A 21,426-nucleotide genomic window follows, 5' to 3' on the forward strand; every position below is an offset into this window, starting at 1 on the left:
AGAATTTTTGGAGACATCAAATGGGTAAAATAATAGGTATTGATTTAGGAACCACTAACTCATGTTTGGCGGTTTTAGACGGAAAAGATGCAAAAGTAATTGAAAACGCAGAAGGTGATAGAACCACGCCTTCGATTATTGCTTACACGCAAGACGGCGAGACTCTTGTTGGTCAACCAGCAAAACGCCAAGCGGTTACCAACCCTCAAAATACTTTGTTCGCGATCAAGCGTTTAATTGGCCGTAGATTTGAAGACAAAGAAGTGCAACGTGATATCGACATCATGCCTTTTTCTATTGTTAAAGCTGACAATGGTGACGCTTGGGTAGAAGCTAACGGTGAAAAGATGGCGCCGCCTCAAATTTCAGCCGAAGTGCTTAAAAAGATGAAGAAAACAGCTGAAGAATACCTTGGCGAAGAAGTGACAGGTGCGGTAATTACTGTTCCTGCATATTTTAATGATTCACAACGTCAAGCTACCAAAGATGCAGGCCGTATCGCTGGGTTAGATGTAAAGCGTATTATAAACGAGCCAACTGCAGCTGCATTAGCCTACGGTATGGATAAAAACAAAGGTAATAACACCATCGCAGTGTATGACCTTGGTGGTGGTACGTTTGATATTTCAATTATTGAAATTGACGAAGTTGATGGCGAGCATACCTTTGAAGTGTTGGCTACAAATGGTGACACGCACTTAGGTGGTGAAGATTTTGATAATCGCATGATCAACTACCTTGTAAGTGAATTTGAAAAAGAGCAAGGGTTTGATTTACGAAAAGATCCACTAGCGATGCAACGTCTAAAAGAAGCGGGTGAAAAAGCAAAGATAGAGCTGTCTTCTGCGCAACAAACTGAAGTTAACCTGCCTTATATTACGGCTGATGCAAGCGGTCCTAAGCACTTAGCAATAAAGGTTACCCGCGCTAAGTTAGAATCCTTAGTTGAAGATTTAGTTAAACAGTCTTTAGAGCCTTTAAAGCAAGCTTTAGCAGATGCTGATTTATCGGTAGGTGAAATTAATGACATCATCTTGGTGGGCGGTCAAACGCGTATGCCACTTGTACAGAAATATGTAACTGAATTTTTTGGTAAAGAGCCTCGTAAGGACGTTAACCCTGACGAAGCTGTTGCAGTAGGTGCGGCGATTCAAGGGGGCGTGTTAGCGGGTGATGTGAAAGACGTGCTATTACTTGACGTTACACCATTATCGCTTGGTATCGAAACTATGGGCGGCGTTATGACTGCCTTAATTGAGAAAAACACCACTGTCCCTACGAAGAAATCTCAAACGTTTTCAACAGCTGAAGACAATCAATCAGCTGTAACCGTCCACGTATTGCAAGGTGAGCGCAAGCAGGCCAATGGTAACAAGTCACTTGGTCAGTTTAATCTTGAAGGAATACGCCCAGCGTCAAGAGGAACTCCTCAAATCGAGGTAACATTTGACATTGATGCTGATGGTATCTTGCACGTTTCTGCAAAGGACAAGGACACTGGTAAAGAACAAAAGATTACTATCAAAGCGTCATCAGGATTGAGTGAAGACGAAATTGAGCAAATGGTACAAGATGCAGAAGCGAATAAAGATGCTGATGCTAAGTTCGAAGAGCTAGTACAAGCACGCAATCAAGCCGATGGTATGATTCATGCGACTAAAACTCAGTTAGAAGAAGCTGGCGATGCGCTAAGTGCGGAAGATAAAACGAAAATCGAAACAGCGCTAGATGAATTAGAAACAGCGCGTAAAGGCGAAGATAAAGCGGAAATTGAAGCAAAAAGCCAAGCTGTAATCGAGGCATCAGCGCCATTAATGGAGCTTGCGCAAGCTAAAGCACAGGCGCAAGGTGCCGGTGGTGAAGCTCCTCAAGATGCAGATGCTGCTGCATCAAATGCGGGAGACGATGTTGTAGATGCTGAGTTTGAAGAAGTTAAAGACGAAGATAAGAAATAGCATTAGCGGTCGTTTTTAAGTACCAAATAGGTATGGGCGCAAGGTCTTAAAAGGGCTTGCGCCTTCTTTGTGTTACTACTTGGTAGTAACAATTGTTGGCAAAATGGGTAAAGCATGTCAAAACGAGATTATTATGAAGTTTTAGGCGTTGGTAGAGATGCTGACGAAAAAACCATTAAACGAGCGTATAAAAAGCTCGCGATGAAATACCACCCAGATAGAACTCAGGGCGATAAATCTTTAGAAGAAAAATTTAAAGAAATTCAAGAGGCCTATGAAATACTTACTGATGGTCAAAAGCGCGCAGCGTATGACCAATATGGTCATGCTGGTGTCGATCCTAATCGTGGCGGCGGCGGATTTGGCGGCGGTGGTGATTTTGGCGATATTTTTGGTGATGTGTTTGGTGATATATTTGGCGGTGGGCGCGGCGGAGGCGGTCGCTCTAGGGCGCGTCAAGGGTCTGATCTTCGCTACAACCTAGAAATGAGTCTTGAAGAAGCCGTTAAAGGAAAAGAAGTCGAAATAAGAGTGCCCACGCTAGTTGAATGTGATAGTTGTCACGGTTCAGGTGCTAAAAAAGGCTCTTCTCCCACAACATGTCCTACGTGTAAAGGTAATGGCCAAGTACAAATGAGGCAGGGCTTTTTCGCTGTGCAGCAAACCTGCCCAACTTGTTCAGGTAAAGGGAAAATAATATCTGATCCATGTTCTCCTTGTCGTGGACAAGGCCGTATTGAAAAAACGAAAACACTTTCAGTCAAAGTGCCTGCAGGTGTTGATACTGGAGACCGTATTAGATTAACAGGTGAAGGTGAAGCCGGTGAAAATGGCGCACCAGCAGGGGATCTCTATGTGCAAGTCAATGTCAAAGAGCATGAGATTTTCACCCGTGACAATAACAACTTGTATTGTGAAGTGCCTGTTGGTTTTGCCACTGCTGCATTAGGTGGAGACATTGAAGTTCCAACACTAGATGGCAAAGTAAAATTAAAAATCACCCCTGAAACGCAAACCGGTAAAATGTTTAGGCTTCGTTCCAAAGGCGTTAAATCTGTGCGCAGTGGTAGTGTTGGGGATTTGATTTGTAAAGTGGTGGTCGAGACACCTGTCAATTTGTCCTCCAAACAAAAAGCGCTGCTTGAAGAGTTTGAAGCGTCAATTAGCGGTCATGCACAAAAGCATCGACCAAAGGAAAAAGGCTTCTTTGATGGAGTAAAACGTTTCTTTGATGATTTATCATCGAACTAGTGTTTTTTAATAATATGAAAAAGCTCAGATTACATTTGTAACTGAGCTTTTTTGTTTATATTAGGCAAGTAAAAAATATCTTTAGCAAGCGTGAGAATTTTTCCTATACTTATCAGTAATGAGTAATTTATATTAACTTTCATCTCACGAGCTGTACGAAACAAACACAAAGGATAAAAAATGAAAAAACCAATAATACTGATTACGCTTGCAACTTTATTTTCAGCTTCAGCCCTCGCATTTGTCGATAACCACAGTGATAAAAGTCATGCGCAAGTCAAGCCTGCCTCGAGCGAAAAACAAGCACAAGCTACCATTACTTTCAGAAAATCAGTATATCAACTTGTTCGCAGTAATATGGGACCACTAGGGGCAATGGCGCGTGGCAATATTCCTATGGATGCTGATGTAATAGCAAAAAATGCAAGCAGAATTGAGTTTCTAAGCCCTATGCTCCATGACTACTTTGCTATCGACACCAGTAGTTTTGATATAAAGACAGATGCAAAAAATGATATTTGGCAGAATCATGACGATTTTACGAGCAAAATAAATGATATGACAGCAGCTGCAGCGGAGTTACAAGCCAATGTAGCTGCAGGCGATAAAGATAAGTTTAGAGCGGGTATAGGCTCTCTTGGTGCAACATGTAAAGCATGTCATGATGAATACAAAGCAGACTAAAATAGTCATTTAAAAAGTGAAGCAAAGGAGTCATTATGCAAGCATATGCAGCTGTTTCAGCGGGTGAGCCACTTCAGAAAATCAGTGTTGATTTACCTGATTTGGCACATGACGAAGTAAAAATAAAAGTGAAATACTGTGGAATTTGCCACTCAGATATGTCGATGTTAAACAATGAGTGGGGCTTGTCAGCATATCCTCTTGTCGCAGGACACGAGGTGGTTGGTCAAATCGAAGCACTTGGCTCATCTGTTGTCAAACATCGTGTAGGAGATATCGTCGGTTTAGGATGGCATGCTGCTTATTGCGAACAATGTCACTCTTGTGATACTGGTGATCATAATTTGTGTGGCCAAGCATCTCCTACCATTGTGCGTCGCCACGGGGGGTTTGCCGAGTACGTTCATGCTTCACAAACCAGCGTTGTATCTTTGCCTGTAGGTATGGACGAAAAATCTGCAGGGCCGTTGTTTTGCGGTGGTATTACTGTTTTCAATCCTTTGGTCCAATACGATATAAAACCTACTGATAAAGTGGCGGTGGTCGGTATCGGGGGCTTAGGGCATTTAGCGCTTCAATTCTTAAACGCTTGGGGGTGCGAGGTGACCGCTTTTACGTCTAGTGAGAGTAAGGCCGATGAAGCAAAGAAAATGGGTGCTCATCATATCCTTAATTCGCGAGATGCACAGCAAATAGAGCAGTCAGCTTCACGTTTTGATTTAATCATTACTACAGTAAATGTGACTTTAGACTGGAATTTGTATTTATCCACTTTAAAACCAAAAGGCAGGTTGCATTTTGTGGGGGCAACACTTGAGCCCCTAAATGTAGGAGTTTTTTCGCTTATTAGTGGTCAAAAGAGTATATCTGGTTCACCTGTAGGTAGCCCAGAAACGATAGATAAAATGCTTAGTTTTGCCAAACAACACAACATTCAGCCTCTCGTTGAGATGTTTCCAATGAGCCAAGTTAATGATGCATTAGAGCATTTGCATGAAGGTAAAGCCCGCTATAGAATTGTTTTACAAGCTGATTTCTAAATATATCAATAGTAAAAATCGTCACTTGGCGCAGGTGCATACACGTTTAAAATCAAGTAAAGCACAAGCGCTACAGTTGATGCGACTACTATAAATCTGATCCATGTTGACAAACCTGTTCGCGCGGTTTGTTTTTTTATCGCGTCTGTTTTTACATCGTTAAGTGTTTTATAGCCACTAATCATTGCAAGGGTTAAGGCTTGTTTTTTAACGATTTTATAAAACACAATAGCGAGTATATGCAATACAACAAAAGCAATAATTAAATTAAATGTGTTTGCATGTAAAAAGTCCATATAGTCTTGGTAGACTGTGGGGAGCACGCCGTAAAAAGGTCCATCACTAAAAATATCATCAGTAATAAACAATCCACTAATAGCTTGTACGGTGATGACGCTTAGCAAAGCAATTATTGAATATGCACCAGCCGGGTTATGTCCAATATGGGTATTTGGAGTTTGTTGAGTGAAATATTGAAAAAGGCCCTTGGGGCTGACAATAAAATGACGAAATTGAGAATGATAACTCCCTACCAACCCCCAAATTATCCTAAATAGAATTAACGCAATAACAGCGTAGCCACCATAAAAATGCCATTGTATTGCATTGTCTAAAATCTCTGCTGTCACATATTGGTTCGCCAGTAAAATAACCAATAGCCAATGAAATAGTCTTGTTGGCCAATCCCAAACGTATAGTTGTGAAGACATTATTTACCTTAAGTAAGTTGGTCACGCTTAAACCGATGACCTTAAGTACACATTTACTTCATTTATTATAAGTAGGTTTTTAGGACTTGCCTAATTTGTTTTTGCCTGTGTTTGTCTTTTCATGCACAATAATCGCATTCATTATTTGTGGGAAGTTGATGTGACTAAAGTCGGTGTATTTGGTTCAAATGGACGTATGGGAAGGGTATTGATAGATGCAGCATATCGTCATGCTAATGTTGCCTTAGGGTTTGCTAGTGTCAGAGCTGGGTCAAATTTCGTTGGCATGGACGCAGGTGAATTGGCTGGCATCAATAAACAATATATCAAAGTTAATGCAATACACGACGGCCTTGCCGACTTAAGCGATGTACTTATAGATTTTACTTTGCCAGAAGCATTATCGGCAAACCTTGCCTATGCTCAGAAGCACAATAAACCCTTAGTAATTGGAACAACAGGCTTAAATAAAGAGCAACTGCAATCCATTGATGAAGCCGCTAAGACAATTCCAATAGTGTTTGCGGCAAACTATAGTGTTGGTGTTAATCTTATGCTCAATTTAGTTAAAACTGCAGCTAGCGTCATGGCTAGCGATGCTGACATTGAAATTATTGAAGCGCATCATCGATATAAAGTAGATGCTCCTTCAGGCACAGCGATGGCAATTGGACAGAGCATCGCTGATAAGTTAGGGAGAAATCTTGAGGATGTTGCGGTATATGGACGACAGGGGATTGAACAAGAAAGAGATCGCAATACTATCGGCTTTTCTACGATTCGTGCAGGGGATATCGTGGGTGAGCATACGGCCTTATTTGCAAGCTTGGGAGAGAGCATAGAAATTACGCATAAAGCTTCGTCAAGACTGACTTTTGCAAATGGTGCATTAACGGCAAGTCAATGGATTAAGAGTAAAAAGCAGGGTTTATATTCAATGCAGGACGTACTTGGGCTAAAAATGTAAGCGTTATTTTTATATGAAACCTTGTAAATTAAGGCTTTAGTCTAATTAAATCGCTCAAAGCCTTATTTAGATAGCTTAAATATAAGTTTTTTAAAAATCCATAGACCTTAATTAGTAACTGCTATATACTAATCAGAATTTGCCAAGCGCAAGCAAAACAGTCGCGATTTACATGCGGCTACCTTGGTTAATCCCTTGTTTTAATTGGGGTTTGAAGATTTTTCAGAAAATCAGGTAAGGTGTGTTTTGGCAGAGACTTTGAGTGTTTTTTGATTTAAATAACGCTTAACTATGGGTTTATCGTGTTTTGCTTAAAAGTGATGAGTAAGCATGTTGTAACTCTAGCTATATCTACTTTTTAGGAGGTTGACTTGGCTGTTTCTGCCCTGTTAGTACTTGCCGACGGTTCAATATTTAAGGGAACATCTATTGGCGCGAAAGGTAGCAGCGTTGGTGAAGTTGTTTTTAATACTTCAATGACGGGTTATCAAGAAATTCTCACCGATCCATCATACGCTGAACAAATCATTACGCTGACTTATCCACATATTGGTAATACTGGTACAAATGCCGAAGATGTCGAGTCTGACAACTTATGGGCAAAGGGTCTTGTCATTAGAGACCTTCCATTAACGACCAGCAATTTTAGAAATCAACTTTCATTAAATGACTATTTAGCCCTAAATAATGTTGTGGGCATTGCTGATGTCGATACACGCCGCCTCACTCGGGTGTTGCGAGACAAAGGCGCGCAAAATGGATGTGTCTGCTCTATCGATAGCAGTGATAATATTAATGAAAAGATCAATGACGCATTAGCAAAAGCAAAAGGCTTCGGCGGATTAAAAGGGCTTGATTTAGCAAAAGTTGTAAGTACTAAACAGCAATACAATTTTACTGACGGTATATGGGCTCTAGGCGAAGGCTACAATGTTGATGTTGCATCATTGCCGTATCACGTTGTTGCATACGATTTTGGCGCAAAGAAAAATATTTTACGAATGCTCGTCGATATAGGGTGCAGGTTGACTGTTGTACCTGCACAAACTCCAGCACAAGATGTATTAGACTTAAATCCTGATGGGATATTTTTATCAAATGGTCCAGGCGATCCACAACCATGTGATTATGCAATCACAGCAATAAAAACGTTTATCGAAAAACAAATTCCAATCTTCGGTATTTGTTTAGGACATCAGTTGTTGGCTTTAGCTAGCGGAGCAACAACAACAAAAATGAAATTTGGTCATCATGGCGCTAACCACCCCGTAAAAGCATTAGTTCAAGATACTGTTATGATAACTAGCCAGAATCACGGCTTTGCGGTTGAAGAAACCAATCTGCCAGACAATATATCAATTACACACGTATCATTGTTCGACAAATCTCTACAAGGTATCGAATTACAAAATGCCCCCGCGTTTGGTTTTCAAGGTCACCCAGAAGCTAGTCCTGGTCCGCATGATGCAGCACCACTATTTAATCATTTTATCGATTTAATCAAACAGTCAAAACAATAGGAAGAAATACCATGCCAAAGCGTACTGACATCAGCAGTGTTATGATTCTTGGTGCAGGTCCAATTGTTATAGGACAAGCATGTGAGTTTGATTATTCAGGCGCACAGGCCTGTAAAGCACTTAGAGAAGAGGGCTATCGAGTTATTTTGGTTAACTCAAACCCTGCGACTATAATGACAGACCCTGAGATGGCGGATGCCACTTACATCGAACCAATTCATTGGGAAGTGGTTCGTAATATTATTGAAAAAGAAAGACCAGACGTTATTTTACCCACAATGGGTGGTCAAACTGCACTCAACTGCGCGCTAGATTTGAACAAACATGGTGTCTTGGCTGAGTTTGGTGTAGAGCTTATAGGCGCGACTGCCGATGCGATAGACAAAGCTGAAGACCGCGAACGTTTTGATAAGGCAATGAAATCAATTGGGCTTGAATGCCCTAGGGCCGAAATAGCTCACTCGCTTGAGCAAGCGCATGATGTCTTAAGTCGAATTGGTTTTCCGTGCATCATTCGTCCTTCATTTACAATGGGCGGCAGTGGCGGCGGAATTGCATACAACAAAGATGAATTTAACGAAATATGCACGCGTGGTTTAGACTTATCCCCAACGTCAGAATTACTCATCGATGAATCTTTAATAGGATGGAAAGAGTACGAAATGGAGGTCGTTCGCGATAAAGCAGATAATTGCATCATCGTATGTACGATTGAAAACATTGATCCCATGGGTGTCCACACGGGTGATTCTATTACCGTTGCACCGGCGCAAACACTCACTGATAAAGAATTTCAAATCATGCGTAATGCCGCCATGGCAGTACTTCGTGAAATTGGCGTAGAAACGGGTGGGTCGAACGTCCAGTTTGGTGTTGATCCTAAAACGGGGCGTTTAGTTATTATCGAAATGAACCCTCGAGTTTCTCGTTCTTCTGCACTTGCGTCAAAGGCAACTGGTTTCCCAATTGCTAAAATCGCCGCTAAACTCGCGATAGGCTTTACGCTAGACGAATTGGCAAATGATATAACAGGTGGTAAAACGCCTGCTTCTTTTGAGCCTTCAATAGACTATGTCGTGACAAAGATTCCGCGCTTTAATTTTGAAAAGTTTGCTGGTGCAAATGACAGACTAACGACACAAATGAAGTCTGTTGGTGAAGTAATGGCAATAGGCAGAAACCAACAAGAGTCCCTGCAAAAAGCCCTAAGAGGACTAGAAGTTGGCGCAACTGGCTTTGATCCGATTGTAGACCTAAATGATCCAGAAGCTAAAACGAAAATAGTATACGAATTGCGTGAGCTATAGGTGCACAGCGTATTTGGTATATCGGAGATGCGTTCAGACTAGGGATGAGTGTCGATGAAATTTTTGCACTTACTAATATTGATCCTTGGTACTTGGTGCAAATAGAGGAAATTATACAACTTGAATCCCTAGTGAGTAGTTTGGGCTTGGCCTCAATAGACGAAGAGCTCATGTATAAATTAAAACGTAAAGGCTTTTCTGATGAGCGCTTGGCTACATTAACGCAAGTTGCGCAAAGCGATGTGCGTGAGAAGCGACACAGTGCAGATATTAAACCTGTATACAAACGCGTTGATACGTGCGCTGCTGAGTTTTCGACATCAACTGCTTATATGTATTCTACCTATGATGAAGAGTGTGAATCACAACCTAGTGACAAAGCAAAAATCATGGTTATTGGTGGAGGCCCAAATCGGATTGGCCAAGGCATTGAGTTTGATTATTGTTGTGTTCATGCTGCATTAGCCATGAGAGATGATGGCTATGAAACGATCATGGTAAATTGCAACCCAGAGACGGTTTCAACCGATTACGATACTTCTGATAGATTATATTTTGAGCCTGTCACCTTAGAAGATGTTTTGGAAATCGTGCGAATTGAGCAACCAGAAGGAGTCATCGTTCAATATGGTGGCCAAACGCCATTGAAACTCGCCCGAGCACTTAAAGAAAATGGTGTTAACATTATCGGCACCTCTCCTGATGCTATTGATAGAGCAGAGGACCGAGAGCGCTTTCAACAGATGATTAATAAGCTTGGTTTAAAGCAACCTGCTAACGCAACTGTTAGTAATATGCAGGAGGCTTTGGATAACGCCCAAGAGATTGGGTTTCCATTAGTAGTAAGACCTTCTTATGTATTAGGTGGAAGGGCGATGGAAATTGTTTATGACATGAACGATTTAAAACGCTACTTAAACGAAGCGGTCAAAGTATCAAACGATTCGCCAGTGTTACTAGATAGATTCTTAGATGATGCGATAGAGGTTGATATAGACGCAATATGTGACGGGGATGATGTTGTGATCGGCGGCATTATGGAACATATTGAACAAGCTGGGGTACATTCAGGCGATTCTGCTTGTAGTTTGCCTCCTTACTCTTTAAGTCAAGATATTCAAAATACTATGCGTGAGCAAGTAACTCAGATGGCATTAGAGTTAGGCGTAATAGGCTTGATGAATACTCAGTTTGCTATAAAAGATAATGAAGTATATTTGATTGAGGTTAACCCTAGGGCCGCTAGAACCGTTCCTTTTGTGTCAAAAGCAACAGGCGTGCCTCTAGCAAAAATTGCCGCTAGAGTGATGGCGGGTAAAACCCTTAAGTCTCAAGGTATCACTAGTGAGACGATACCGCCTTTTTACTCAGTAAAGGAAGTGGTGTTACCCTTCGCAAAATTCCAAGGTGTAGACCCTCTACTTGGCCCAGAAATGCGCTCTACCGGAGAAGTGATGGGAATAGGGACTAACTTTGAGGAAGCTTATGCCAAAGCTAATTTAGGTGCTAGTGCGCCTTTACCAGAAAAAGGAAAAGTTCTATTGTCGGTTAGAAATAACGATAAAAAGCGTTTGGTTGAGCTTGCGCAACAAATGATTAATAAAGGTTATCAATTAGAGGCAACAAGTGGAACGGCAAATCTACTTAGTGAAAAAGGCTTTAGTTGCTCAATTGTAAATAAGTTAGCGGAAGGTCGTCCAAACATAGTAGATGCTATTAAAAACGGTGCATACACCTATATTGTCAATACAACTGAAGGCAGACAAGCGATTAATGATTCAGTGTATATTAGGCGTGAGGCATTATTAAATAAAGTGAGCTATACCACGACGCTAAATGCAGCATTTGCCGCTATGCAATCTAGTGCAGCCGATGCTCAAAAAAATGTGAATTCTATACAAAGTTTGCATAAACAAATCGAGTCGTAAAGCCTACCTAAATTAGTGTCTTTGCACTATAATGCTAGCAAAAGTTAATTAAACGAATGCCCATGCGGCATTCGTTTTAGTTTGTATACTTGCAATCACAATAATTCAAATTTCAAAAAGAGAACAAGATGGCAACAACATACCCAATGACTGCAGTGGGCGCTGAAAAACTGCGCGAAGAATTAAACGAATTAAAATCAAAAGTGCGACCAAAAATAATTCAGTCGATAGCAGAAGCCAGAGAGCATGGCGATTTAAAAGAAAATGCTGAATATCACGCTGCTAGAGAACAGCAAAGCTTTTGTGAAGGCAGAATACAAGACATAGAAGGTAAGTTATCTGGCGCACAAATCATAGATGTTACCAAAATGCCCAACACAGGTAAGGTGATTTTTGGAACAACCGTGACAATTTTAAATGCTGACACTGATGAAGAAATTACATATAAAATAGTAGGGGACGATGAAGCAGACCTAAAAAGTGGTTTGATTTCTGTTAATTCGCCTATTGCAAGGGGCCTCATCGGAAAAGAATTGGATGATGTAGCAACAATAAAAACACCTTCAGGCGTTGTTGAATTTGAAGTGATAGAAGTAAAGTACATTTAAGATACTACGTAAATTGATAGACGTTAATTACCAAAGGATCCATTGTGAATAAAAAAATATTGCATTATTAGCATGCTGCTTGCTCAGCTTTAGTATGCTTGCAAAAGCAACCGTGGTCGAAGTGCGCACTGTTGCTGGGAATTTTCAAGTTAACTTGTTCGATGAAACAACGCCTCAAACCGTTGACAACTTTCTTCAATATGTTAATTCGGGAGCATATGCCAATAATACGGTCCATAGAAGCGCTACTAATTTTGTTATTCAAATGGGAGGATTCCAATATACTGGTCAATTTCCACCTGAAGCAATCGCTACTGGGGCACCTGTCAATAATGAACCTGTCTTGTCTAACGTACGCGGTACAATAGCAATGGCAAAAGTGGGTGGAAACCCAAACAGCGCAACCTCTCAGTTTTTTGTCAATTTAGGTAATAATTCTGCTAATTTAGATACACAAAACGGCGGTTTTACTGTATTTGGTCAAGTCATTGGAGATGGTATGGAGGTTGTTGATGACATTGCAGCCTTAACGCGCTTTAACTTTGGCGGTGCGTTTACAGAAATCCCTTTACGCAACTATACTGCAACAGATGCTAATAATAGCGTTGTGCCTACAGATGATAATTTAGTTATTGTTACCGACATTGTTGTTATTGACTCCGCAACAGTCACCAATCCTGATATTGTACCTGTTGAGAATACATTGCTGGGTGACACTCCATCTGCACCAGGTGCAGACAGCAGTGGCGGAGGAAGCATGGGCATCGTGTATGTCTTTGCCTTGTTTTTCGTTTCTGTTTTTAGAAAGTTGACACAATAACTAGAGTGAAATTGGGGTTTTATGCTAAAAACCCCGATGCTTTCAGTTTGAATCGTGCTAGTTCCAATGCTTTTGTCCGATCATTAACAAAGTCTGCATCACTAAGCATTGACTCGAATCCCATTCGCATAAGCGATTCTTTAGTTTTGTGGTTTTTAACCAGCATCACAATTTGTTTATCGACACTCTTGGCATCTTTGACTAAATTTTCTATGGTGAGTGCTATAGTATCATCTAAATAAGAAACATCACTTAAGTCGACAATTAATGCATGATGCTCCCCTAGACTTCCTATCTCCCTTGATAGTGCCTTAGATACCCCAAATATCATTGTGCCACTTAGATAAAAGTACAGGATTTGACCTTGTGATTCATTTAATAGCTTTTGTTGAGTACCATTAAGCGGTAAGCGTCCATCTACATCGCTTATTGCCCGAATATTTTTTTCTTGAGAACTACTAAGCTTTTCTATTGTAATAATATTGGCAATAAATACACCAATACCAACAGCGACCACAAGGTCAACAAATACGGTGATCAACAGCACCGTATACATGATAAGACTCGTTTGCTTAGACACTTTATGCGCACGTTTTATAAAACTCCAATCGAGAATATCAATCCCGACTTTTATTGCAATGCCGGCTAACACTGCTATTGGAATAATAGAAATAAGCGTCGAGGCGCCAAAAATAGCGACAATTAAAATCAGCACTCTAAAGAGACCTGACACGGCTGTCCTTGCGCCAGTCTGGATGTTTACTACAGTACCCATTGTCGCCCCTGCGCCAAGTAAGCCACCAAATAGTCCAGACACTAGATTACCCATACCTTGCCCTATAAGCTCTTTGTCTGATTTGTGCTCACTGCGCGTTAAATTATCAGCGATGACTGATGTAAGCATTGAATCGATACAGCCCAACATGCCTAGTACGATGCCGTCTAAAATCATGGTTTGTAGCATGTCAGCACTAAAACTAGGAGTGACTAATTTTGGCAAGCTAATATCAATTTCTCCGATACGAGCTAGATCATCATATTGAAAAAAATAAATAGAAATGATGGAAATTAATACTAAGGCGATTAGCTGCGGTGGGACCCATTGCTTGATTGCTCGAGGAGTGAAAAATATCAACATTAGTGTCGATAGCGCCATTACCGCTTCAACTATACTGATGTTTTCAATAATTTGAGGTATTGAAAATAATGCTCCTGTCACCCCACCAGCAGGTGCTTGTACACCTAATGCAGGAGCTAGTTGCATGATAATTAAAATACATCCAATACCAGACATAAACCCACTGACAACACTATAAGGCATTAAAGTGATGTATTTTCCTAGTTTTAGTAGGCCAAATATAATTTGTGTTACACCAGCAATCATGACCACTGTAAAAGCCATGGCTAGCCCATTATCGGGGTATTTTGCTAACATCGTAGTGACTACAGCCGCCATGATCACAGTCATTGGGCCCGTTGGTTCTGATATTAAAGTAGGCGTTCCACCGAAGGTAGCAGCAAAAAAACCAATGATAATCGCGCCATACAAGCCCGCTTCTGGACCAGCACCACTGGCAACTCCAAAGGTTAGTGCAAGAGGTAAAGATACTATTGCAGCGGTTAAACCGCCTAATAAGTCACCTTTAAGGTTAGATAATGAAAAGGCATTAAAAAGATTCAAGTGATTGTGTTCCCAAATGTCATTTCATCGTCTCAAAGTATATGAAAATAAAAGCAAAAAGAAAGGCGCCATTATCGGCGCCTTTTTATTATAAACACTAATCACAATTTGTTAAGTAGCTTCGGCTTCTTTACCGCCGTGTTTTCTAGCTGAACGTGATATTACAATTCCGCCTAGAATAGCTGATAATATTGAACCTGCAAGTACGCCCACTTTTACACTATTGATGTAGTATGCATCCATGTTCTCAAATGCCAAACTACCGATAAACAGACTCATTGTGAATCCGATACCGCATAGTATCGACGCACCATAGAGTTGTAAAAAGGTAACGCCTGCAGGGAGCTTTGCCAGCCCCACTTTAACAGCAAGATAACATGCACCAAATATTCCGACTTGTTTACCAACAAATAAACCAGCCATAACACCAATTACGATTGGATTAAATAATTGATCAGCGGTTGTACCGACTAATTGGACGCCAGCGTTGGCAAAGGCAAATATTGGCAAAATCGCAAATGCTACCCACGGGTGCAGTTTATGTTCCAAATGCGGCAACATTGCCTGTCCAGAACGATTCTTACCTTTGAGAGGAATAAATAAGGCCATGGCAAAACCAGCCAAGGTCGCATGTACACCTGATTTTAATACTGCCGCCCAGATAATGACACCAATGAGTATATACATACCAGTGCTTGTAACTTTGCAACGGTTGAGCACAAATAGCAATGCCAAACCGATAGCACCAATCACAAGCGATAAGGTCGATAATTCTGCTGAATAGAACAAAGCGATAATAATAATGGCGCCAATATCGTCAAATATTGCAACTGATAATAAAAATAATTTCAGCGTGACGGGTAATATGCGCCCAAATAAGCTATATACGCCCAGTGCAAATGCGATATCAGTCGCTGCTGGAATAGCCCAACCATTAATACCAATTTCTTGGTCGTAGTTAAAAAAGACATAAATAAGTGCAGGGATCGCAATGCCGGCAACGGCACCAATCGCTGGAAGCATTATTTGGTCTCTGGTTTTCAAATGGCCATCAAGTACTTCACGTTTGACTTCTAGACCAATTAAAAAGAAAAAGATAGCCATTAAGCCATCATTTATCCATAAGACAAGCGGCTTGTTTATTTCAAAATCGGCGAGTTTTACGACAACAGGTGCGGATAAAAAGTCATTATAAAACGCGTTTAAGGGGGTATTAGCCATTACCATTGCTAGTAAGGCGGCAAAAACTAATAACACGCCGCCTGCAGCTTCGTGTTTTAGCAATTGCTTAATAGTATCAAACATATTATCTCCTAGTGTTCTGTTTCTACACAGCTAATCGTTGAGTAAAAACAAAGATTTCCGATTTATGAACCATATTAATCAGTTATATACGAAGAAGAGAAAGCGAAAGATTACAAAAAATTCACATTTGGCTAATAAAAATAAGATATCTACTCTTTGATTTTTATCGCAATATTCGCTAAAAATAACAAACAAGCTGCCAGCCACATGAATATTGCGCCGTAGTCTTTATATGGTGTGGTGCCAGTCACTAACGCAAACTCCCCGGTAAGTACATCGGCTGAGAATTGCGTTAAGCTTAGCGTTTTATTTCCTTTATGGTCGAACGACGCAGTCAATCCGTTATTTGTTGCCCTTAGCAGTGGTAGACCAAACTCCATTGCTCTGACTTGGGCAATTTGCAAATGTTGATGAGGGCCATGTGAATTGCCAAACCAAGCATCGTTGCTGACCGTTAAAATAACATGAGAACCAATATTGATATTGGCTGAAACTTGCTCAGGAAAAGCAATTTCAAAACAAATCGCTGGAACAAAATGAATACTATTGGCAATTAAATTGTCTTGTATAAAATCACCTCGTGAAAATGATGACATTGGTAAGTCAAATATTGGCGCTAAAGGGCGCAGTAAGTCTTCAAATGGGACAAACTCACCAATAGGCAATAGTTGATGTTTGGAAAATCGTTTTTTGTGTTGATACTGATAGGGGAAATTATTGCTAGCCTCATCAATCCCTAAGGCAATTAAATTATTATAAGCAGTTTGATTGTCTTGTCGATTGTAGTCGACTAAACCTGATATAAAGCCTGTGTTTGTTTGGGTGGCTTTGTCATCTAAATAGGCTAAAAGCTCTTGCGACATTAACTCCAGACTTGGTATGGCCGCTTCAGGCCAAATGATGATATCGTTGTCCCAATATGGCTCGGTTAAATCGAGGTATTTATCAATGGTGATTTTGTCTTGTTCAGGATCCCATCGAAGAGATTGTGGTATATTTCCTTGCACCATTGCAAAGGACTTTTTGACACCTGTTGGACTTGTCCAAGTTTGCTGAGACAAAAACCATGCTCCACTAAATAGGATACATATAGGCAAAACACTTATTACGGGATTTCTTCGGCTTATACCGATGGCGAGACTCATACATGACATCACCAATAGTGCACTAAGACCAATTTCACCAATTAATGGATACCATGCCCTCAATATCGATTCTGTTTGCGAATAGCCGATTGATAACCATGGAAAGCCTGTTAAAAAGTTTGCTCTCATCCATTCTGTTAATAACCAAATGATGGGAATGCTTAATGGCCAAAGTTTAGGTTCGCTGTATCGCCTTAAGACATAAAATGCGAGCGCCGGATATAATGCTAGATAGCCACATAACAACAGCATCAAACCAAGAGATGCCCAAATTGGTAGCCCACCGAAATCTGCAATACTGACATGTACCCAAGATATACCCGCGCCAAAATAGCCTAAACCAAAGCACCATGCAGAGCGAAAGATAGTCTTTGTATGAAAAGCCAGTAGATAAAAAGCTATAGGAAGGCAAATAAACACAATATACCAATGATTGAATGGGGCAAACGCAAAGGTCATGCTTGCCCCAAGCAATATTAGTAAAATGTTGCTTAGTTTATGATTCAGATTTGCTCTCCAAATCAGGTAAGAATACTTTTAGTTGCACTAGGCGGCGTTTGTCTGAGTTGGTTACTTCAAACTGAATGTTATCAACACTCACTTTTTCACCCGTTTCGGGCATATGCCCGAAAGCTCTTAGCACGACACCGCCAATGGTATCTGATTCTTCTTCGTTAAATTGGCACTCGAAAAAGGCATTAAAATCTTCCACTGGGGTTAAGGCTTTCACTGAATAAGTCGATGTGTTGAGCGGTCGAATATTATCGTTTTCATCTACTTCTTCGTCAAACTCGTCTTCTATCTCACCAACGATTAATTCAAGGATATCCTCAATAGTGACAAGACCCGATACGCCGCCGTATTCATCAACCACTATTGCCATGTGGTAACGCTGTTGTCTAAACTCTTTTAACAGAACATCGACTCGTTTGCTCTCAGGAACAATGATGGCTTCACGAATTACATTTTTTAATACAAACGTTTTTTCATCTGTAAAGGCATAAGTAAGAAGGTCCTTTGCTAGTAAGATACCTTCTATATGATCTTTATCTTCACTAATTACCGGGAACCGACTGTGGGCAGAATCAAGTACTAAAGGCAAAAACTGGTCAACACTTTGCTCAATATCGATCGTAATCATTTGGGCTCGGGGGATCATTATATCGCGCACTTTCATTTCGCTTACGCCCATAACACCTTCAATCATTTCTTTGGTTTGAGGGTCAATCAAGGATCTTTCTTGCGCATCTGAAATAAGATCAGAGAGTTCTTCTTTGTTTTGCGGCTCGCCTTTAAAACTGGTGACTAATTTTGCTAGCCAGCCTTTGGTAGGAGAGCCGTTGGCAGAGTGGGGGTGATCATCGCTCATGTTATTTTAATCGCATCTTTTATTGTACATTTTTAATTCAGTCCCTAACGTTAAATAACTTGATAGGGGTCGTCAATACCTAATTGTCCTAATATCGTGACTTCCAGACTTTCCATCACCTCAGCGTCTTTTTCTATTACATGATCATAGCCGAGTAAATGCAAAAAACCATGAACGCTCAAGTGTGCCCAGTGGTCCATTGTTTTCTTGCCCTGTTGACTAGCTTCAGCAAACATCACTGGCGCACATATAACCAAGTCTCCGATAAAACTTGATCCCACAAACTCTGGCACTTCACTTGGAAACGATAAGACATTTGTGGGTGAATTTTTTTGTCGATAATCGTTGTTGAGCATTTGAGATTCATTTTTGTCAACCACACGGATAAACACTTCAAGATCTTTTTGATAGTTAATGCAGGCCAGTACTGTGTGTAACCAACATAGGAAATCGTCAATTTTAGGTATCGCATATTCAGTGGTGTCATTTCTTGATAGCTGTTCACTAACTTCAATATCAAGGTTTATGGTATTGTTTCTGCGCGAACCTTCTTCATTTATGCTTAAGGTCATTAATTTTGATCATCTTTTGGCACTTTACTATTAAAGCCAGTGTTATCTTCTTTTTGCTGTTGTTTTATGCGTTCTTGTTCAAGTTCATATTTTTCATACGCTTGAACTACTCTTGCCACAACAGGGTGTCTTACTACGTCATTTGCGCTGAAAAAATTAAACGATATATCATCAACGTTACCAAGCACTTCAATCGCATGGCGAAGGCCAGAGCGAGCTCCTCTTGGCAAGTCAATTTGTGTGATATCGCCTGTAATAACTGCTTTAGAATTAAAGCCAATGCGAGTTAAGAACATTTTCATTTGCTCAACGGTCGTATTTTGCGATTCATCAAGTATGATAAACGCATCATTTAAAGTTCTGCCGCGCATATAGGCCAATGGTGCTACTTCTATGACATTACGCTCGATGAGTTTCTCGACTTTTTCAAAACCAAGCATTTCAAATAAAGCATCGTATAAAGGTCGTAAGTATGGGTCGACTTTCTGAGATAGATCACCGGGCAAAAACCCAAGCTTTTCACCAGCTTCAACTGCAGGTCGGGTCAATAATATTCGTCTTATTTCTTGGCGCTCAAGCGCATCAACTGCGCATGCAACTGCTAAGTATGTCTTTCCGGTTCCAGCAGGTCCTATACCAAAAGCAATGTCGTGGGATAACACATTACTTACATACTGAGATTGATTAGGATTGCGTGGTTTAATAACGCCACGTTTTGTCTTTATATGGATTTCTTTACCATGCTTGGTTTGTTCGTGTTGCTCCAAACAATTAGCCTCTTGAATAGCCAAGTGAACTTGGTTTGGTTCTAGTTCGGGAACACTGCCATTCACAGCCTAGGTCTCAATATACAAAAGTTTAAGTAATTCACTTGCGCCATTAGCTTGTTGTGTTGAGCCAGCGACACTGAACTCGTTATTCCGATAATTTATCTCAACACCAAGGCGTCGCTCTATTTGTTTGATATTATCGTCAAAAGGACCACATAGACTTTTTAAGCGTTTGCTATCTTGTGGTTCTAATATTAGCTTGTTACTCACGATATTACTCAATTTGCTTACCCTTCATATTTTATCTATTGCTTACGCAGGCATGATTTGTATAACACCGTTACGATCTGGCTTTGGCTGCTTATCAAGAATACTTTGTGGTGAGATAGCGACTCGAAGTCCCATTTCACTCTCTGTGCGTATTACTGTTCCTCTTAAGGAGTTACTGTAGACTTCGGTCACGTCTACATCGACAAATTGGCCAATCATATCTATGGTGCCTTTAAAATTAACGACACGATTGTTTTCGGTCCTACCGGTTAACTCATTTGGGTCTTTTTTAGAGGGGCCTTCGACCAAAATACGTTGTTGTGTTCCTAGCATATTGCGTGCGATTTGTTGTGCATTTTGATTAATGCGCTGTTGGAGGATTTGCAAGCGCTGTTTCTTCGTCGCCTCGGTGACATCATCGATGGCATCTGCTGCAGGTGTTCCAGGTCTTGCACTATAGATAAAGCTAAAGCTCATGTCATAACCAACATGATTAATTAAATCCATTGTTGCTTCAAAGTCATCGTCTGTTTCGCCAGGAAAGCCGATAATGAAATCAGATGACATTGCGATATTAGGACGAACTTTTTTTAGTTTTCTAATAATAGACTTATATTCTATCGCTGTGTGTCCGCGTTTCATAAGATTTAGAATACGGTCAGACCCTGATTGAACAGGTAAATGAAGGTGGTCAACTAGTTCAGGTATTTGCGCATAGGCTGCCACAATATCGTCAGTAAACTCAACAGGATGAGACGTGGTGTAGCGGATACGGTCAATTCCGTCTATGCTAGCGACAAGCTCAAGTAATTCTGCAAAACGGCAAACACTACCGTCAAAATGTTCACCGCGAAATGCATTAACATTTTGCCCCAACAAATTGACTTCCCTGACGCCTTGGGCGGCAAGTTGAGCAACTTCAAGTAAAACATCGTCAACCGGTCGGCTTACTTCTTCACCGCGAGTGTAAGGTACTACACAAAAACTACAGTACTTTGAGCAGCCTTCCATAATTGATACAAAGGCTGTAGGCCCCTCTGCTCTTGGTTCTGGTAGACGATCAAATTTCTCTATTTCAGGAAAGCTAACATCAACAACCGAACGCTCGCCACCTTTTATTTGCCCAATCATTTCGGGCAATCTATGAAGGGTTTGAGGACCAAATACAATATCAACAAAAGGAGCACGTTTGCGGATTTCATCTCCCTCTTGAGATGCGACGCAGCCGCCAACGCCAATAATAAGTTCAGGCTTATCTTTCTTTAAGTTTTTCCATCTGCCGAGTTGATGAAATACTTTTTCCTGTGCTTTTTCTCGAATAGAGCATGTATTGAGCAATATAACATCTGCTTCATGAGCTTCATCTGCTTGGGTAAAGCCATGTGTCGCATCTAATAGGTCAGCCATTTTTTCCGAGTCATACTCGTTCATTTGGCAGCCCCATGTTTTGATAAATAATTTTTTACTCATTTTTTCAAATACTTAAAGTTTAAGCCTTTAGCTTGTTTATACGCGTTTACGCCT

Annotated in this window: 15 protein-coding genes and 2 pseudogenes; 9 read left to right on the top strand and 8 right to left on the bottom strand. The window is 40.7% G+C overall.

Annotation, left to right across the window (positions count from 1 at the left end; translation table 11 throughout):
* Positions 1-20: 20 nt before the first annotated feature.
* The 4 genes from dnaK to ahr all read left to right on the top strand — a co-directional run bounded on the left by dnaK (position 21) and on the right by ahr (position 4,930).
* Complete coding sequence (gene dnaK, locus ACZ1G6_RS05725) at positions 21-1,955, top strand: molecular chaperone DnaK (RefSeq protein ID WP_472618437.1); 1,935 nt, start codon at positions 21-23, stop codon at positions 1,953-1,955.
* 114 nt (positions 1,956-2,069) lie between these two features.
* Positions 2,070-3,206 carry a molecular chaperone DnaJ gene (gene dnaJ, locus ACZ1G6_RS05730; protein WP_472618438.1) on the top strand — a complete coding sequence of 379 codons (1,137 nt, stop codon included), beginning with the start codon at positions 2,070-2,072 and terminating at the stop codon, positions 3,204-3,206.
* Positions 3,207-3,386: 180 nt separating this feature from the next.
* Positions 3,387-3,890 (top strand): c-type cytochrome, encoded by a 504-nt coding sequence (locus ACZ1G6_RS05735; protein WP_472618439.1) that lies wholly within the window; start codon positions 3,387-3,389, stop codon positions 3,888-3,890.
* Positions 3,891-3,922: 32 nt separating this feature from the next.
* A complete protein-coding gene (gene ahr / locus ACZ1G6_RS05740) occupies positions 3,923-4,930 on the top strand; it encodes an NADPH-dependent aldehyde reductase Ahr (protein ID WP_472618932.1) in 1,008 nt (335 codons plus the stop codon).
* 5 nt (positions 4,931-4,935) lie between these two features.
* On the opposite strand, the gene ACZ1G6_RS05745 is transcribed toward ahr, so the two are convergent.
* Positions 4,936-5,640 (bottom strand): cytochrome b/b6 domain-containing protein, encoded by a 705-nt coding sequence (locus tag ACZ1G6_RS05745; protein WP_472618440.1) that lies wholly within the window; start codon positions 5,638-5,640, stop codon positions 4,936-4,938.
* Positions 5,641-5,800: 160 nt separating this feature from the next.
* On the opposite strand from ACZ1G6_RS05745, the gene dapB reads away from it, so the two are divergent.
* From dapB to ACZ1G6_RS05770, 5 genes and pseudogenes are all read left to right on the top strand, one after another.
* Complete coding sequence (dapB, locus tag ACZ1G6_RS05750; protein WP_472618441.1) at positions 5,801-6,607, top strand: 4-hydroxy-tetrahydrodipicolinate reductase; 807 nt, start codon at positions 5,801-5,803, stop codon at positions 6,605-6,607.
* Positions 6,608-6,978: 371 nt separating this feature from the next.
* Positions 6,979-8,127, top strand: coding sequence for a glutamine-hydrolyzing carbamoyl-phosphate synthase small subunit (carA, locus tag ACZ1G6_RS05755; protein WP_472618442.1), 1,149 nt, complete (start codon positions 6,979-6,981; stop codon positions 8,125-8,127).
* A gap of 11 nt (positions 8,128-8,138) precedes the next feature.
* A pseudogene (gene carB / locus ACZ1G6_RS05760) lies at positions 8,139-11,362 on the top strand (carbamoyl-phosphate synthase large subunit).
* Between the two features lie 128 nt (positions 11,363-11,490).
* Positions 11,491-11,970, top strand: coding sequence for a transcription elongation factor GreA (gene greA / locus ACZ1G6_RS05765; RefSeq protein WP_472618443.1), 480 nt, complete (start codon positions 11,491-11,493; stop codon positions 11,968-11,970).
* A gap of 94 nt (positions 11,971-12,064) precedes the next feature.
* Complete coding sequence (locus tag ACZ1G6_RS05770; protein WP_472618933.1) at positions 12,065-12,790, top strand: peptidylprolyl isomerase; 726 nt, start codon at positions 12,065-12,067, stop codon at positions 12,788-12,790.
* Positions 12,791-12,809: 19 nt separating this feature from the next.
* On the opposite strand, the gene ACZ1G6_RS05775 is transcribed toward ACZ1G6_RS05770, so the two are convergent.
* The 7 genes and pseudogenes from ACZ1G6_RS05775 to miaB form a co-directional block, all read right to left on the bottom strand.
* Positions 12,810-14,471 (bottom strand): SulP family inorganic anion transporter, encoded by a 1,662-nt coding sequence (locus ACZ1G6_RS05775; RefSeq protein ID WP_472618444.1) that lies wholly within the window; start codon positions 14,469-14,471, stop codon positions 12,810-12,812.
* A gap of 111 nt (positions 14,472-14,582) precedes the next feature.
* The gene (gene nhaA / locus ACZ1G6_RS05780) at positions 14,583-15,776 is read right to left on the bottom strand and encodes a Na+/H+ antiporter NhaA (RefSeq protein ID WP_472618445.1); all 1,194 of its coding nucleotides are present in this window, start codon (positions 15,774-15,776) and stop codon (positions 14,583-14,585) included.
* A 149-nt stretch (positions 15,777-15,925) separates the two neighbouring features.
* The gene (lnt, locus tag ACZ1G6_RS05785) at positions 15,926-17,380 is read right to left on the bottom strand and encodes an apolipoprotein N-acyltransferase (RefSeq protein WP_472618446.1); all 1,455 of its coding nucleotides are present in this window, start codon (positions 17,378-17,380) and stop codon (positions 15,926-15,928) included.
* 37 nt (positions 17,381-17,417) lie between these two features.
* The gene (gene corC / locus ACZ1G6_RS05790) at positions 17,418-18,290 is read right to left on the bottom strand and encodes a CNNM family magnesium/cobalt transport protein CorC (protein ID WP_472618447.1); all 873 of its coding nucleotides are present in this window, start codon (positions 18,288-18,290) and stop codon (positions 17,418-17,420) included.
* Positions 18,291-18,340: 50 nt separating this feature from the next.
* Positions 18,341-18,862 carry an rRNA maturation RNase YbeY gene (ybeY, locus tag ACZ1G6_RS05795; protein ID WP_472618448.1) on the bottom strand — a complete coding sequence of 174 codons (522 nt, stop codon included), beginning with the start codon at positions 18,860-18,862 and terminating at the stop codon, positions 18,341-18,343.
* A pseudogene (locus tag ACZ1G6_RS05800) lies at positions 18,862-19,914 on the bottom strand (PhoH family protein). The gene ybeY and the pseudogene ACZ1G6_RS05800 overlap by 1 nt, the downstream one beginning before the upstream one ends.
* Before the next feature lie 30 nt (positions 19,915-19,944).
* A complete protein-coding gene (gene miaB, locus ACZ1G6_RS05805) occupies positions 19,945-21,372 on the bottom strand; it encodes a tRNA (N6-isopentenyl adenosine(37)-C2)-methylthiotransferase MiaB (protein ID WP_472618449.1) in 1,428 nt (475 codons plus the stop codon).
* Between the last annotated feature and the right edge of the window lie 54 nt (positions 21,373-21,426).

The sequence above is a fragment of the Glaciecola sp. HA4-3 genome (genome assembly GCF_055693685.1).

Excerpts from the sequence above, each read along its gene's own strand:
- nhaA (WP_472618445.1), bottom strand. The coding sequence starts at position 15,776 with ATGTTTGATACTATTAAGCAATTGCTAAAACACGAAGCTGCAGGCGGC.
- dnaJ (WP_472618438.1), top strand. The coding sequence starts at position 2,070 with ATGTCAAAACGAGATTATTATGAAGTTTTAGGCGTTGGTAGAGATGCT.
- ACZ1G6_RS05745 (WP_472618440.1), bottom strand. The coding sequence starts at position 5,640 with ATGTCTTCACAACTATACGTTTGGGATTGGCCAACAAGACTATTTCAT.
- lnt (WP_472618446.1), bottom strand. The coding sequence starts at position 17,380 with ATGACCTTTGCGTTTGCCCCATTCAATCATTGGTATATTGTGTTTATT.
- ACZ1G6_RS05770 (WP_472618933.1), top strand. The coding sequence starts at position 12,065 with ATGCTTGCAAAAGCAACCGTGGTCGAAGTGCGCACTGTTGCTGGGAAT.
- miaB (WP_472618449.1), bottom strand. The coding sequence starts at position 21,372 with ATGAGTAAAAAATTATTTATCAAAACATGGGGCTGCCAAATGAACGAG.
- ybeY (WP_472618448.1), bottom strand. The coding sequence starts at position 18,862 with ATGACCTTAAGCATAAATGAAGAAGGTTCGCGCAGAAACAATACCATA.
- corC (WP_472618447.1), bottom strand. The coding sequence starts at position 18,290 with ATGAGCGATGATCACCCCCACTCTGCCAACGGCTCTCCTACCAAAGGC.
- ACZ1G6_RS05735 (WP_472618439.1), top strand. The coding sequence starts at position 3,387 with ATGAAAAAACCAATAATACTGATTACGCTTGCAACTTTATTTTCAGCT.
- dnaK (WP_472618437.1), top strand. The coding sequence starts at position 21 with ATGGGTAAAATAATAGGTATTGATTTAGGAACCACTAACTCATGTTTG.
- greA (WP_472618443.1), top strand. The coding sequence starts at position 11,491 with ATGGCAACAACATACCCAATGACTGCAGTGGGCGCTGAAAAACTGCGC.